Raw genomic sequence first — 14,183 nt, 5'->3', positions numbered from 1 at the left:
GCGTGGTCAGCGGCCCGGTGCGGGCGCCAGCCGTCGGCCTGGCGGCGAGCGTCGTCGATGTCCGTCTGGAGGCTACGAGCGAGGATGACACTCGGGGTCCTTTCGGTGATGGCGGGTTCCGGGCCGGGCTGGCCCGGCGGGATCAACGCCGGACGGGTGCGGCGTCCTGGTGGGCCGCGACGGCGTCGGCGAGCAGGGACTCGACCCGCAGCGCCGGCGTGGCAGCGGCATCGTCGGCCTCCGCGAGCAGGCGTAGGCCGGCCCGCTCCGGGCGGACGTTCGGGCTGTCCGCGCTCGGGTTGCCCGGCCGGTGGCCGGCCGCCAGGATCGTCGCCTCGTCGACCCGGATGCCGAGGCCGGGCGCGTCGCCGAGGACGAAGGCGCCGTCGGCGATGTGCAGGTCGACGTCGAGGCCCACCGGCGGCCGCAGGTCCTGCAACTCGCTCACCAGGTGGTTGGGGATCGAGGTCGCGGCGTGCAGCAGACCGATCGGGCTGTTGCCGATGGGGCTCACCGGCAGGTCGTGGGCATGCGCCAGGGCTGCCACCCGCAGGAAGTGGGTGACGCCCCAGACGGCGGCCGACTGGACGATGTCGAGGGCGCCCGCGCCGATCAGCGGCCGGTACTGCTCCAGTCCGGTGAGGTTCTCGCCACTGGCGACCGCCGCGCGGACACCACGGCCGACGGCGGCCAGACCCTCGGCGTCCCACCGCCGCACCGGCTCCTCGATCCACACCAGATCGACTGTGCGCTCCAGTTCGCAGACGTGCCGGACGGCCTGCTTGCGCGACCACGCCTCGTTGACGTCGAGCATCAGGCCGGGTCGACGGCCGTGGCCCGCCTCGGTGAGCACGTCGCGCACCAGGGCGAGCCGCTGGCGGTCCCGTTCGATGTCGAGGCCGCCCTTGAGCTTGGCGGCACGCAGGCCGTACCCGGCGTAGACCTCGTACTCCGCGACGAGTTCGTCGTCGCTCAGGCCGATGTCCAGACCGGAGGCGTACGCCGGAACGTGTCGGTCCCGGCCACCGAGCAGCCGCCAGAGCGGCTCGCCGGCCACCTGCGCCTTGATGTCCCACAGGGCGGTGTCGAGCGCGCCGACGGTCCCGAACACCGGGCCCCCGTGGCCGGCCTTGAAGGTCTGCCGGAGCATCCGGTCGTACAGTGTGGTCACCGCGCGGGGATCCTCCCCCTCGATGGCCGCGAAGATCGCCTCGATCTCCACGGCCGGCCCCAGGCCGACGCCGCTGATTCCCTCATCGGTCTCGACGATGACGATCGGCACAGTGGTGACGCCGTGGGGAAGGATGCCGTTGGCGTCGCCGACGGGCCGACCCCACTGCTGGACGGTCGTCAGGGTTCGATACCCGGTGATGCGCATATCAGCCTTTCGTGGAACCAGCGGCGACGCCGTCGGCGATCTGGCGCTGAAGGAACAGGTAGATCGCCAGGACGGGAATCGCGGCGATGAGCACCCCGGAGGCGAACGTCGGGATGTCCTCGGAGTACTGCCCGCGTAGCGAGGTCACCCCGACCATCAGGGTGCGATGGTCGGCCGACGGCATCATCAGCAGCGCGATGAGCACGTCGTTCCAGCAGAACAGGGTGTTGAGGATGCCTACCGACAGCAGCGCCGGAGCGCCCAGCGGCAGCATGATCCGGCCGTAGACGCCGTACACGCTGTTGCCGTCGATCCGCGCCGCGTCGACGATCTCCGCCGGGATGGTCTTGTAGTAGCTGGCCATCAGGAAGATCGTGAACGGCAGGAACTGCGCGACGTAGGCGAGGATCAGCCCCGGATACGTGTCGACGAGACCGGTGTCCGCCATGATCCGTGCCAGCGGCACCATGATCACTTGGAAGGGTACGAAGAGCGCCGCGAGGCAGCCGATGAACAACGCCGACGAGCCACGGAACCGCAGTTGGCTCAACGCGAAACCGGCCATCGAGCCGAACAGCAGCAGCAGGAACACCGAGCAGGCCACCACGAGCACCGAGTTCGCGGCGTACCGGGCCATCCCGACGCTGCTCCACGCCGTGGTGATGTTCTCCAGGCGCAGGGAGTCGGCCAGGGAGAAACGGTCGAGGATGTACTCCCGCCGGGTCTTCATCGCGACGTTGGCGGTGAACAACAGCGGGTAGATCGTCGCGAGGGCGAGCAACCCCATCGGGATGACGAGCAGCCAGCGGCCCAGTCGGACGCGGGACATCAGTCCACCTTCCCGGATCGTCGGAGCAGTTTGAGTTGCAGCAGCCCGACGACGAGCATGATGACGAAGAGGACCGTCGACGCGGCCGACGCGAGCGCCGGACGGTTCATCTGGCCCTGCTGGATCCAGATGTAGTACTCCGGCAGGTACGTCGAACCCTCGGGACCGCCGGTGGTCATGACGTAGAGCAGGCCGAACATCGAGGTCAGCATCCCGATCATCGTGGTCACGAAGACGAACTGGATGGTGCGGGTGAGGCTGGGGATGATGACGTGTCGGATGACCTGGCCCAGTGACGCGCCGTCGACCCGGGCGGCGTCAAGCAGCGTGCCGTCCAGGGTCGCGAAGCCGGCCAGGAACACCACGAGCGCCATCCCGAAGGTCGCCCAGATGTGGACGCCGACGACTGCGAACATGGCGACGTCCGGGTCGCCGAGCCAGTCCACGGGGCCGATGCCGACCGCGCCGAGCACGGAGTTGACAGGGCCGTCGAAGGACAGCAGGAGGTTGAAGATCGCGCCGACGATGACCGGGGACAGCACGGCGGGGAAGAAGTAGACGCTGCGGTAGAACCGGTGACCCGGCACGCGCAGGTAGATGAACGTGGCGATGATGCCCGGGATCGCCACCGCCACCGGCAGGAGCAGCACCAGCAACCCGACGTTGCGCAGCGCGCCCCGGAACAGTGGGTCGTGGAACAGGTCGACGTAGTTGTCGAAGCCGACGGCCGCGCCGTCGCGCTCGCCGTCGCCGGTGAAGGAGAAGTTGACACCGAGCAGCAGCGGCCACAGCCGCAGCAGCACGAGGATCAGGACGGCCGGGGCGACGAGCACGAACGGCGCGAGGAGTTCGGCGCGGCGGCCACCGGCGGCACGCCGGGCGGCGCCGCGAACGCGGGGCTCCGGGGGCGGTGTGGGCTGCACCCCGCCGGCCCGCCCGGTCGAGACCGGACGGACCGACGGGAGCGACTTTCCGATCGGCACGAGATCAGCCCGCCGCGTCGGAAGCGGCCATCTGCTTCACGACCTCGTCGACGGTGACCGAACCGCTCAGCAACTGCTGGGAGAGCCTGCCCATCAGGTCGATCGACTTGGAGGAGAGCGCCACGTGCGGCGCGGGCTTGCCGGTCTTGATCTCCGAGACGATCGTGGTCACGGCAGGACCGCCCTGCGACACGTCGATCGTCGTGTCGGCGGTGATCGCGCCGGCGTTGGCGTAGAACGCCTGGAGCGCGTCGGTGGAGGTCAGCGACCGCACCAGGTCGGCGGCCACCTTCGGGTCCTTTGTCCACTTGGCGACCGCGTAGCCGATGCCACCGTCGTACGGCAGGCTCGGCGTGGTGCCGGCGGTCACCACCGGGGCCGTCATGACGCCGAGCTTCTCGGGCGTGACGAACTCGTTGAAGTCCTTCCAGTGCCCGATGTCGGACATCAGGCCGATGATGTGCGCGGCCTTCGCGGACTGGAAGACGGCGAACGCGTCGTTGAACATCGCCGTGGAGTTCGCCCCGTCGTTGTTCAACCCCGCGGTGCCGGTCTCCTTCCACAGCTGGAAGATCCGCTTGACGTTCGGCGAGTTCCAGTCCCGCTTGCCGGCGATCCAGTCGTCGTACTCCTGGCCGGTGAGGACGCCCGACGCCAGGGCGGACAGGAAGAACTGGATGCCGATGCCCTCCTTGTTACCGACGGCGAAGCACTTGGCACCTGTCGCCTTGGTGATGGTGCCGCAGTTGGCGAGGAACTCCGTCCACGTCGTGGCCGGCTTCGCCGGGTCGAGGCCTGCCTTCTCGTAGAGCGCCTTGTTGTAGTAGATCGGGTGCCCCTGGAGGGTCACCGGCGCGGCGTAGGTCTTGCCGTCCTTGGCGAACGCCTCCCAGCCGGCCAGTCGCTGCCGGTCGTCGGCCACGTGCTCGTCCAGCGGCAGGAGGGAGCCGACCCGGTCACGGATCTGGCCCCCGCCGTTGAAGAGGATGACGTCCGGCCCCTTACCGGCCTGGATCGCCGCGCCCAGCAGCGTGTAGTACTGGTCGAACGGCTGGGCGACGAACTCGACTTTGACGTCCTTGTGCTTCTTGGCGAAGTCGGCCTTGGCCTTCTCCACGTACGCGGCGGAGCTGGCCTCGCCGGACTTCCAGTCCCAGACGATCAGCTTGTCGGCCGAGCCCGAAGACGACGAACCCGTTCCGGTGGCGCTTCCACAGCCCGTCAGGGCCAGCCCCGCAACGAGGACTGCGGCCCACACTGCTCGTTGCTTCATCGTTGCTCACCTTCGTATGGAGAGTGGCCGCAGAACCGGCCGTCGATGCAAGAATGACCGAGAACGTAACTCGTATGACGTATCACGTCAACGTTTACCCGTACACTGGGGCGAAATCGTGGCTTGGGGCAGCCACACGGAGGTGGACATGACGGCATCGAACGAGACGACCGTGAATGGTTCAGCGGCACCCACCTGGGCTCGCCGTCCGGCCAACCTGGCACGAGCCATCACCGCCGAGTTGGTGAACCGGATCGTCCAGGGAGTTCACCCGCCGGGCACCCCGCTGCCCCCCGAACCGGTGCTCTGCGAGACCTTCTCGGTGAGCCGGACCGTCATCCGGGAGGCGGTGAAGATCCTCCAGGAGAAGGGCCTCGTGCAGGTCCGCCAGGGCAGCGGCACGCTTGTCACCCCGCCGTCGGCGTGGGACATGCTCGACGAACTCGTCCTCGCCGCGACCATCGCCGAGGACGACAGCCTGGCGATCCTCGACGACCTGGTGGTCACCCGGCGGGTGCTGGAGTCCGACATGGCCAATGTGGCCGCCCGACTCGCCGACCAGGACACCATCGACCGGCTGCGCGCCCTCGTCGACCGGATGGACGAACTCGTCGACGACCACCTCACCTACCAGGAGCACGACCGCGCCTTCCACGACACCGTCATGCAGGCATCCGGAAACCGGATCGCGCGAGGTGTCGTCCGGTCGCTGGAGAGCCAGGTCGTCAACACCGCGCGGTACATGGGCCGCCCTGAGCGCGCCATGTGCGTGGCCTCCAACCAGGGCCACCGGCGCATCTACGAGCGGATCGCCGCCCACGACCCGGACGGCGCCACCCAGGCGATGTTCACCCACATCACCGAGGCCTGGCTCGTCCGTCGCAGCGGACCGGGCAGCCCGACGCGGCTGCAGCGCTGACAACCGGGCGGCTCGGGTCGCCACGGCCGTGACCGGAGCGGTGCACTGCCGGGTTGGTCGAGATTCAGAGTCGTCCATGGCTTGTGAATGTTAGCGATAACAGACTACGCTCGGGCCGCAGAGGCGCAGGGCACGCTTCACCGCTCCACCCGACCCCTCCGGGCCGGTGGAGCCACGCACGAGCAACGCCCCGCTGGCGGGTGTCCGGGCCTCTCCACAGGACGTTGAGCACCGCCGGCCCGCCCCTGCGGGAGCCTGCGGCCGTCCCACACAACCTCCGTGTCGTTCCACGACACCGCCACGCGCCGAGTCGAGCACCGTCGGTGACGACAGACCTCCGTGCGGTGCCGATGCCGCCTGCCCTGCGGCCTGTCCCACTCTTCGATCCGTCAGGTGAGCGTCCCATCCCTGGGAGGTACCGATGACATCCACACCCACACCGCCGACGAGGACCCGGCTCAGGCGCGCGGGCGCCTGGCTGGTGAGCCTGCTGCTCGTCTCGACACTGCTGCCGGCCACCGCGGCGCACGCGGACAACCCCATCGTCCAGCACATCTACACCGCCGACCCCGCCCCGCTTGTGCACGACGGACGCGTCTACCTCTACACCGGCCACGACGAGGACGGCTCCACCTACTTCACGATGAAGGAATGGCGTGTGTGGTCCTCCGCCGACATGGTCAACTGGACCGACCACGGCTCCCCGCTGAACGTCAGCACCTTCAGCTGGGCCAGCGCCAACGCCTGGGCCGGCCAGGTCATCGCCCGCAACGGAAAGTTCTACTGGTACGTCCCGGTGACCGCGCGGGCGACCAACTCGATGGCCATCGGCGTCGCGGTGTCCGACAGTCCCACCGGGCCGTTCCGGGACGCCATCGGACGGCCACTAGTGGGCAACGGCGAGATCGACCCCACCGTTTTCATCGACGACGACGGCCAGGCGTACCTGTACTGGGGAAACCCCAACCTGTGGTACGTGAAGCTGAACGCGGACATGATCTCGTACAGCGGTAGCGCCACCAAGATCCCGCTCACCACCGCCGGCTTCGGCGCCCGGTCCGGCAACACGAGCAGGCCCACGCTGTACGAGGAAGGCCCGTGGGTCTACAAGCGCAACGGCGTCTACTACAACGTGTTCGCGGCGGAGTGCTGCTCGGAGTTCATCGGCTACTCGACGGCGACCGGCCCCACCGGACCCTGGACGTACCGGGGGACGATCATGCCCCGGCAGGGCGCCAGCTTCACCAACCACGCCGGGGTCATCGACTTCAACGGCGGCTCGTACTTCTTCTACCACAACGGCGCGCTGCCCGGCGGCAGCGGTTACACCCGCTCGGTGGCAGTGGAGAAGTTCACCTACAACACCAACGGCACCATCCCGACGATCAACATGACCACGACCGGCGCACCGCAGATCGGGACGCTGAATCCGTATGTACGGCAGGAGGCCGAGACCATCGCCTGGGGCTCCGGCATCGAGACGGAGCCGGCCAGTGAGGGCGGGATGAACGTCGGCTTCATCGAGAACGGCGACTACATCAAGGTCAAGGGAGTGGGCTTCGGCGCGGGCGCGACGTCGTTCAGCGCCCGGGTGGCGTCGGCGACCTCCGGCGGCAGCATCGAGCTGCGCCTCGGCAGCCCCACCGGCACCCGGGTGGGCAGCTGCTCCGTACCCGGCACCGGCGGATGGCAGAGCTGGCAGACTGTCTCCTGCGCGGTCAGCGGCGCCACCGGCAACCAGGATCTGTACCTGCGGTTCACCGGGGGCAGCGGCAACCTGTTCAACGTCAACTGGTGGCAGTTCCAGAGCGGCGGCAACCCGACGCCCACGCCGACCCCCACAGCGATCCCCACGCCCACCCCGATCCCGACCCCCACGCCGATTCCCACGCCCACGCCCACGCCGACCAGCCCTGCTGGGCAGTCCTGCGCGGCCACCCACACGGTGGTCAACAGCTGGCAGGGCGGGTTCGAGGGGCGGGTGACTGTCACCAACGCCGGGGCCAGCACGATCAACGGCTGGCGGGTCACGTTCACCCTGGCCAGCGGGCAGACGGTGGCGCAGAGCTGGAACGGCAGCTTCAGCCAGCAGGGCAACCAGGTGACCCTGGCCAACGCCGGCTACAACGGTCAACTCGCGGCGGGAGCGTCGACAACTGTGGGCTACCTCAGCGCGAGCACCGGGAGCAACGAGCCGCCGGGAAACCTGACCTGCGCACCGGCCTGACGGCACCGGCCCGTCTCGTCGGGGCAACGACGAGACGGGCCCGCCCCCGTCGGCCACCCAGGCCCACAAGCATCATATCTTTTCCATTCAGATTGCTCTATGGTTTCGTCATTGTGTCGGATGCATGACCGGTCTACACCAGCGCAGACACCCGATGCGGAGATGCTCAACCGCGACGAGCGCCGCCCGAGGAGGCCCCGAGATGTCAGATGTAACGCGCCGGCAGGCGCTCAAAATCGGCGCAGCGGGCGCTACCGGCGCGCTGCTGCCGCTCTCCCAACTCGGCGACGGCCCGGCGCCCGCCTCGGCCGAGGCGCAGGCCGCGAACGACCTGGTGCTGTGGTATGACGAATCCGCTGGCACCGACTGGTTGCGGGCACTGCCGATCGGCAACGGTCGCCTCGGCGCCATGGTCTTCGGCAACGTCGACCGGGAAACCCTCCAGCTCAACGAGGACACCGTCTGGGCCGGTGGTCCGCACGATCCCAGCAACACGCGCGGTGCCGGATCGATAGCGGAGATCCGTCGGCGGGTCTTCGCCAACCAGTGGACGCAGGCGCAGGATCTGATCAACCAGACGATGCTCGGCAACCCGGTCGGGCAGCTGGCGTACCAGCCGGTGGGAAACCTGCGCCTGACCTTCGGCACCTCGACGAGCGCCTCGCAGTACGCCCGGCGGCTCGACCTCACCACGGCGACCACCTCTGTGGCGTACGTGCTCAACGGCGTACGCCACGAGCGGGAGGTCTTCGCCAGCGCGCCGGACCAGGTCATCGTGGTACGCCTGAGCGTCGACCGGGCGGCCTCGCTCACGTTCACCGCGACGTTCGACAGCCCGCAGCGTACGACGGTGTCCAGCCCGGACGGTGCCACGATCGCCCTGGACGGCACGTCCGGCAGCCAGGAGGGCGTCACCGGCGCGGTCCGCTTCCAGGCCCTGACCCACGCCACGGTCACCGGTGGCACCGTCACCAGCTCCGGCGGCACGCTGCGGGTCTCCGGCGCCACGAGCGCCACACTGCTGATCTCGATCGGCTCCAGCTATGTCACCTACCGCAACGTCGGTGGCGACTACCAGGGCATCGCCCGGCGGAACCTCACCGCCGCCCGGGCTCGTAGCTTCGACGAGCTGCGCAGCCGGCACATCGCCGACTACCAGGCGCTGTTCGGACGGGTGAGCCTCGATCTGGGTCGCACCGCCGCCGCCGACCGGACGACCGACGAGCGTATCGCGCAGCACAGCTCATCAACCGACCCGCAGTTCTCGGCGCTGCTGTTCCAGTACGGCCGGTACCTGTTGATCTCGTCCTCGCGCCCCGGCAGCCAGCCGGCGAACCTCCAGGGCATCTGGAACGACCAGATGACCCCCTCGTGGGACTCGAAGTACACGATCAACGTCAACCTGCCGATGAACTACTGGCCGGCCAACTCCACGAACCTGCCCGAGTGCCACCGACCGGTCTTCGAGATGATCAAGGATCTGGCGGTGGCCGGCGCGCGAACCGCCCAGGTGCAGTACGGCGCGGGCGGATGGGTCACCCACCACAACACCGATGCATGGCGGGCCACCTCGGTCGTCGACGGCGCGTTCTGGGGGATGTGGCAGACCGGCGGCGCCTGGCTGAGCACCCTCATCTGGGACCACTACCTGTTCACCGGCGACGTCGAGTTCCTGCGGGCGCACTACCCGGCCATGAAGGGCGCCGCGCAGTTCTTCCTGGACACCCTCCAGACGGAGCCGACCCTGGGCTGGCTCGTCACCAACCCGTCGAACTCGCCGGAGCTTTCCCACCACGCCAACGCCAGTGTCTGCGCCGGGCCCACGATGGACAACCAGATCCTTCGCGACCTGTTCGACGGATGCGCCCGGGCCAGCGAGATCCTCGACGTGGACCCCACGTTCCGGGCGCAGGTCCGCGCTACCCGCGACCGGCTCCCTCCGACCCGGGTCGGCTCGCGCGGCAACGTGATGGAGTGGCTGTACGACTGGGTGGAGACCGAGCCCAACCACCGGCACGTCTCCCACCTGTACGGCCTGCACCCCAGCAACCAGATCACCCGCCGGGGCACCCCGCAGCTGTACGAGGCGGCGCGGCGGACCCTTGAATTGCGCGGTGACGACGGGACGGGCTGGTCGCTGGCCTGGAAAATCAACTTCTGGGCGCGGCTGGAGGACGGCGCGCGGGCACACCGGATCCTGCGCGGCCTGGTCACCACTGCCAGGTTGGCGCCGAACATGTTCGACCTGCACCCGCCGTTCCAGATCGACGGCAACTTCGGCGCCACCGCGGGCATCGCAGAGATGCTGCTGCACAGCCACAACGGCGAACTGCACATCCTTCCGGCGCTGCCGAGCGCCTGGCCGCAGGGCCGGGTGAGCGGCCTGCGCGGGCGAGGTGGCTACACCGTGGCAATCGCGTGGAGCGCCGGCCAGCCCCAGGAGATCCTGGTCGGCGCCGACCGGGGCGGCACGGTCCGGCTGCGCTCGCGACTGTTCACCGCGACCCACTCGGTCGTCGACGCGGTCACCGGCGCCCCGGCCCGCACCACGAGGATCGAGTCCGACGTCATCGAACTCACGGTGCAGGCGGGACAGTCCTACCGGGCGTACCCCGGGGTCGCGCCGAGCCCGACGGCGACGGCGATTCCGACGCCGACGCCGATCCCGACGCCCACCCCGACCTCCACTCCCACGCCGACCTCCACTCCCCCGCCGTCCGGGTCGGCGACTGCCGCCTACGCCATCGACAACTCGTGGGCGGGCGGCTTCCAGGCAACCGTCACCGTCACCGCCGGCTCCACGCCGATAAACGGGTGGACCGTGTCCTGGACCTTCCCCAACGGACAGACCATCGGCCAGCTCTGGAGCGGCACCCACACCCAGAGCGGATCGGCGGTACGGGTGACGAACGTCGCCTACAACGGCGCGCTCGCCGCCGGCGCCTCGACCACCTTCGGGTTCACCGGCTCCTGGAACGGCACCAACAACCCACCGACCAGCCTCACCTGCACCACGAGCTGAGTCGTCAGGCTCCCGCGCGGGAGCTGGGCTCGGCCACCCGCCTACCGGGCGGCGGGTGGCCGAGCCCTCCGCACGACCACCGACTAGAAGTCGTCGTCGAAGGCGACCGAACCCGTCACCCCCACCTGGTACGCCGACACCCGCCGCTCGAAGAAGTTGGACAACTCCTGCACGTCCTGCAACTCCATGAAGGCGAACGGATTGGTCGACCCGTAGTGCGGCGCGATGCCGAGCTGGGCGAGGCGGCGATCGGCGACGTGCTGGAGGTACTCCCGCATGTCGGCAAGGGTCAGGCCCGGCACACCGTGGCCCAGCAGGTCCTCGGCGAACTGCACCTCGCACTCGACGGCCTCGGTGATCATCTGACGGACCTGATCGGCGAGGTCGTCGTCGAACAGGTCCGGCTCCTCGGCACGGACGGTGTCGACCACGTCGAACGCGAACGCCATGTGCATGGACTCGTCGCGGAACACCCAGTTGGTGCCGGAGGCCAGGCCGTGCAGCAGACCCCGCGAGCGCAGGAAGTAGACGTAGGCGAACGCGCCGTAGAAGAACAGCCCCTCGATGCAGGCGGCGAAGCAGATCAGGTTGAGCAGGAACGTGCGCCGATCCTCGCGGGTCCGCAGCTGCCGCAGGTCGTTCAGGGAGTCGATCCAGCGGAAGCAGAACTCGGCCTTGCGGCGGATCGAGGGGATGTTCTCGATGGCGGCGAAGGCGGCGAACCGCTCGGTCTCGTCGGGCACGTACGTGTCGAGCAGGTTGAGATAGAACTGGACGTGCACGGCCTCCTCGAACAGCTGCCGGGACAGGTAGAGCCGGCCCTCCGGGCTGTTGACGTGCTGGTAGAGGTTGAGCACGAGGTTGTTGGCGACGATCGTGTCGCCGGTGGCGAAGAACGCCACGAGGCGGCTGACCAGGTGCCGCTCGGCGGGCGACAGCTTGTCCAGGTCGGTGAGGTCGGCGTGCAGGTCGACCTCCTCGACGGTCCAGGTGTTGCGGATGGCGTCGCGGAACCTGTCGAAGAAGTGCGGGTAGCGCATCGGGCGCAGGGTGAGGTCCATCCCGGGGTCGAGCAGCATGTGCGTGGTCCTCGTGTCGGCGGGGTCGGTAGTGGTGTCGGCGGCGGTCACTGGCAGGCCTCGCACGACTCGGGGTTCTCCAGCGAGCAGGCCAGCGCCTCGGCGTCGGTAGTGGACGGCGCGACGAGAGCCACTGTGGCCTGCTGGATGCGGGTGGCGGGGCGCGACCGGAGATAGTAGGTGGTCTTCAGCCCTGCCTTCCAGGCGTACAGGTACATCGAGGAGAGCTTGCCGATTGTGGGCGAGGCCAGGAACAGGTTCAGCGACTGGGACTGGTCGATGAACGGGGCACGGGCGGCGGCCAGGTCGATGAGCGCCCGCTGCGGCAACTCCCACGCGGTGCGGAACAACTCCCGCACGTCGGCCGGCAGCGCCGCGATGCCCTGCACCGACCCCTCGGCACGACGGATCGCCGACCGGATCTCGTCGCTCCACAGGCCACGGGCCTTCAGCTCGCGTACCAGAGCGGTGTTGACCTGGAGGAACTCCCCGGACAGGGTCTCGCGCTTGAACAGGTTGGACACCTGCGGCTCGACGCACTCGTAGCAGCCCGCGATCGAGGCGATTGTCGCCGTCGGCGCGACGGCCACGAGCAGCGAGTTACGCAGCCCGTACGCCGCGACCCGCTCGCGCAGCGCCGCCCAGCGCGCGGTCTGCGTACCCTCGACACCCCACAGGTCCGGTTGCAGGTCGCCCCGCGCGGCCCGGGTCTGCCCGAACGCCGGGTGTGCGCCGGCGTGGCGGGCCAGGTCGGCGGAGGTCTCCAGCGCGGTCAGGTACAGCTCCTCGCTGATCCGGGTGGACAGCTCCCGCGCGGCAGCCGAGTCGAACGGCAGCCGCAGCGCGAAGAACACGTCCTGGAGACCCATCAGCCCGAGCCCGACCGGCCGCCAGCGCGGGTTGCTCGCCGCCGCCTGCGCTGTCGGGTAGTAGTTGATGTCGATGACCCGGTCGAGGAACGTCACAGCCGTCCGGACCGTCTCGCGCAGCCGATGCCAGTCGATGCCGTCGCCGGTCAGATGCGCGGCGACGTTCACCGAACCCAGGTTGCACACGGCCGTCTCGGCGTCGCTGGACACCTCGATGATCTCGGTGCACAGGTTCGACAGGTGCACGACGTTGCCCGGGTCGGCGGTCTGGTTGCACAGCCGGTTGGCGGCGTCCTTGAACGTCATCCACCCGTTGCCGGTCTGGGCCAGGGTGCGCATCATCTTGCCGTACAGCTCCCGCGCCGGGACCTGCCGCACGTAGCGGCCCTGCGCCTCGGCCTCCCGGTACGCGGCGTCGAACCGCTCCCCCCACAGGTCGGGCAGCTCCGGCACCTCGTTCGGGTCGAACAGCGACCACATCTCGTCGGCCTCGACCCGGCGCATGAACTCGTCAGGGATCCAGTTGGCCAGGTTCAGGTTGTGGGTACGCCTGGCGTCCTCGCCGGTGTTGTCCCGCAACTGCAGGAACTCCTCGATGTCCGGGTGCCACGGCTCCAGGTAGACGCAGGCAGCGCCCTTGCGCCGGCCGCCCTGGTTGACGGCGGCCACGCTCGCGTCAAGGGTGCGCAGCCACGGCACGATCCCGTTGGACTGCCCGTTGGTGCCCCGGATCAGCGCGCCCCGGGAACGGACCCGGGAGTACGCGATGCCGATGCCGCCCGCGAACTTCGACAGGTTGGCGACCTGCGCGTACCGCTGGTAGATCGAGTCCAGCTCGTCGCGCGGCGAGTCGACAAGGTAGCAGGAGGACATCTGGGTGTGCCGGGTGCCGGAGTTGAACAGGGTCGGCGAGCTGGGCAGGTAGGCCAGGCTGGACATCAGCCGGTAGAAGTCCACCGCCTCGTCCGGCGTACGGGACAGGCCGCAGGCCACCCGCAGCAGCCAGAACTGCGGCGTCTCCAGCACCAGCCGACCGGTGGGGTGACGCAGCAGGTACCTGTCGTAGACGGTACGCAGGCCGAAGTACTCGAACCTCCGGTCGCCGTCCGGGTCGATGGCGTCATCGAGCGTTGCCGCGTACGCGGCGACGAACGCGGCGGTCTCGTCGCCGATGAGCCCCTCGGCGTGACCGAGCCGGATCGCCGCGCTGAAGGAGGTGACGCCCTGACGGCGTACCTCCTTGTCGATGTAGGTGGCCAGCAGCCGGGCGGCCAGGCGCGAGTACTGCGGTTCCTCGCCGATCATCTCGGCCGCCGTCTGGATGGAGAGCCTGTCCAACTCGGCTGTCGTCGCGCCGTCGTACAGGCCGCTGATCGTGCGGGTGGCAACCCGCAACGGGTCGACGTCGGTAAGGTCGTCGGCCCACCGCTCCACCGCCCGGACGATCTTGTTGACGTCCACGGGCTCGGTGGCGCCGTCGCGCTTGCGGACCTGCATGGGCGTCCGTCGCACGGCTGTCGCGCCGCTGACCGGGGCTACCTCGGTGACTGTCACCACTCACTCCTCGCGAGTTCGAGACCAGATGGCCCTCGGACACGAGGAGA

The 14,183-nt window shown here is 69.1% G+C and carries 9 protein-coding genes; 3 read left to right on the top strand and 6 right to left on the bottom strand.

What is annotated here, in order from left to right; genetic code table 11:
* Positions 1–142: 142 nt before the first annotated feature.
* From F4558_RS07685 to F4558_RS07670, 4 genes are read right to left on the bottom strand one after another with little or no spacing between them, the layout of a single operon-like run.
* The gene (locus F4558_RS07685; RefSeq protein WP_167943638.1) at positions 143–1,378 is read right to left on the bottom strand and encodes a mandelate racemase/muconate lactonizing enzyme family protein; all 1,236 of its coding nucleotides are present in this window, start codon (positions 1,376–1,378) and stop codon (positions 143–145) included.
* Position 1,379: 1 nt separating this feature from the next.
* On the bottom strand, positions 1,380–2,207 hold the full coding sequence (locus F4558_RS07680; protein ID WP_053656755.1) for a carbohydrate ABC transporter permease: 828 nt from the start codon (positions 2,205–2,207) through the stop codon (positions 1,380–1,382).
* Positions 2,207–3,190 carry a carbohydrate ABC transporter permease gene (locus F4558_RS07675; protein WP_306271074.1) on the bottom strand — a complete coding sequence of 328 codons (984 nt, stop codon included), beginning with the start codon at positions 3,188–3,190 and terminating at the stop codon, positions 2,207–2,209. Before F4558_RS07675 ends, F4558_RS07680 begins: the two co-directional genes overlap by 1 nt.
* Positions 3,191–3,194: 4 nt before the next feature.
* The gene (locus F4558_RS07670; protein ID WP_053656753.1) at positions 3,195–4,463 is read right to left on the bottom strand and encodes an ABC transporter substrate-binding protein; all 1,269 of its coding nucleotides are present in this window, start codon (positions 4,461–4,463) and stop codon (positions 3,195–3,197) included.
* Between the two features lie 148 nt (positions 4,464–4,611).
* Between F4558_RS07670 and F4558_RS07665 the strand changes: the two genes are divergently transcribed.
* The 3 genes from F4558_RS07665 to F4558_RS07655 all read left to right on the top strand — a co-directional run bounded on the left by F4558_RS07665 (position 4,612) and on the right by F4558_RS07655 (position 10,631).
* Positions 4,612–5,382: a FadR/GntR family transcriptional regulator gene (locus F4558_RS07665; protein ID WP_167943637.1), complete on the top strand. Its 771-nt coding sequence runs from the start codon at positions 4,612–4,614 to the stop codon at positions 5,380–5,382.
* A gap of 421 nt (positions 5,383–5,803) precedes the next feature.
* Positions 5,804–7,609 (top strand): family 43 glycosylhydrolase, encoded by a 1,806-nt coding sequence (locus F4558_RS07660; RefSeq protein ID WP_167943636.1) that lies wholly within the window; start codon positions 5,804–5,806, stop codon positions 7,607–7,609.
* Positions 7,610–7,811: 202 nt separating this feature from the next.
* Entirely contained in the window at positions 7,812–10,631 is a 2,820-nt protein-coding gene (locus tag F4558_RS07655; RefSeq protein WP_167943635.1) for a glycosyl hydrolase family 95 catalytic domain-containing protein, read from the top strand.
* Positions 10,632–10,714: 83 nt separating this feature from the next.
* Here F4558_RS07655 and F4558_RS07650 read toward each other — a convergent pair whose 3' ends face one another.
* Positions 10,715–11,710, bottom strand: a complete 996-nt coding sequence (locus F4558_RS07650) for a ribonucleotide-diphosphate reductase subunit beta (RefSeq protein WP_167947300.1) — start codon at positions 11,708–11,710, stop codon at positions 10,715–10,717.
* A gap of 47 nt (positions 11,711–11,757) precedes the next feature.
* Positions 11,758–14,076: a ribonucleoside-diphosphate reductase subunit alpha gene (locus F4558_RS07645; protein ID WP_209273859.1), complete on the bottom strand. Its 2,319-nt coding sequence runs from the start codon at positions 14,074–14,076 to the stop codon at positions 11,758–11,760.
* Between the last annotated feature and the right edge of the window lie 107 nt (positions 14,077–14,183).

This window comes from Micromonospora profundi (assembly GCF_011927785.1).
In the GTDB taxonomy this organism is placed as follows: Bacteria; Actinomycetota; Actinomycetes; order Mycobacteriales; family Micromonosporaceae; genus Micromonospora; species Micromonospora profundi.
The sequence above is the reverse complement of the archived record's forward strand: the minus strand, read 5'-3'. Positions and strand labels throughout refer to the sequence as shown.

Bases quoted from the DNA above. Each gene is read 5' to 3' on its own strand.
- F4558_RS07685 (WP_167943638.1), bottom strand. From the start codon at position 1,378: ATGCGCATCACCGGGTATCGAACCCTGACGACCGTCCAGCAGTGGGGT.
- F4558_RS07680 (WP_053656755.1), bottom strand. From the start codon at position 2,207: ATGTCCCGCGTCCGACTGGGCCGCTGGCTGCTCGTCATCCCGATGGGG.
- F4558_RS07670 (WP_053656753.1), bottom strand. From the start codon at position 4,463: ATGAAGCAACGAGCAGTGTGGGCCGCAGTCCTCGTTGCGGGGCTGGCC.
- F4558_RS07665 (WP_167943637.1), top strand. From the start codon at position 4,612: ATGACGGCATCGAACGAGACGACCGTGAATGGTTCAGCGGCACCCACC.
- F4558_RS07660 (WP_167943636.1), top strand. From the start codon at position 5,804: ATGACATCCACACCCACACCGCCGACGAGGACCCGGCTCAGGCGCGCG.
- F4558_RS07655 (WP_167943635.1), top strand. From the start codon at position 7,812: ATGTCAGATGTAACGCGCCGGCAGGCGCTCAAAATCGGCGCAGCGGGC.
- F4558_RS07650 (WP_167947300.1), bottom strand. From the start codon at position 11,710: ATGCTGCTCGACCCCGGGATGGACCTCACCCTGCGCCCGATGCGCTAC.
- F4558_RS07645 (WP_209273859.1), bottom strand. From the start codon at position 14,076: ATGCAGGTCCGCAAGCGCGACGGCGCCACCGAGCCCGTGGACGTCAAC.